Origin of the sequence: Pseudoalteromonas aliena SW19 (genome assembly GCF_014905615.1) — a bacterium.
GTDB lineage: Bacteria > Pseudomonadota > Gammaproteobacteria > Enterobacterales > Alteromonadaceae > Pseudoalteromonas > Pseudoalteromonas aliena.
This window is the reverse complement of the sequence record NZ_AQGU01000003.1, coordinates 1-698: the sequence shown is the minus strand read 5'-3', so window position 1 is coordinate 698 and position 698 is coordinate 1. Positions and strand designations below refer to the sequence as shown.

Here is a 698-nt window from a genome sequence, read left to right as displayed (position 1 = left end):
ATCTAATCCCGTTTGCTCCCCACGCTTTCGTACATGAGCGTCAGTGTTGACCCAGGTGGCTGCCTTCGCCATCGGTATTCCTTCAGATCTCTACGCATTTCACCGCTACACCTGAAATTCTACCACCCTCTATCACACTCTAGTTTGCCAGTTCGAAATGCAGTTCCCAGGTTGAGCCCAGGGCTTTCACATCTCGCTTAACAAACCGCCTGCGTACGCTTTACGCCCAGTAATTCCGATTAACGCTCGCACCCTCCGTATTACCGCGGCTGCTGGCACGGAGTTAGCCGGTGCTTCTTCTGTCAGTAACGTCACAGCTAGCAGGTATTAACTACTAACCTTTCCTCCTGACTGAAAGTGCTTTACAACCCGAAGGCCTTCTTCACACACGCGGCATGGCTGCATCAGGCTTGCGCCCATTGTGCAATATTCCCCACTGCTGCCTCCCGTAGGAGTCTGGGCCGTGTCTCAGTCCCAGTGTGGCTGATCATCCTCTCAAACCAGCTAGGGATCGTCGCCTTGGTGAGCCATTACCTCACCAACTAGCTAATCCCACTTGGGCCAATCTAAAGGCGAGAGCCGAAGCCCCCTTTGGTCCGTAGACATTATGCGGTATTAGCAGTCGTTTCCAACTGTTGTCCCCCACCTCAAGGCATGTTCCCAAGCATTACTCACCCGTCCGCCGCTCGTCAGCAAAG

The 698-nt window shown here is 53.7% G+C and carries 1 rRNA gene; it reads right to left on the bottom strand.

Annotated elements, in window-relative coordinates:
* Window positions 1-698, bottom strand: a 16S ribosomal RNA gene (locus PALI_RS00015); the annotation flags it as partial.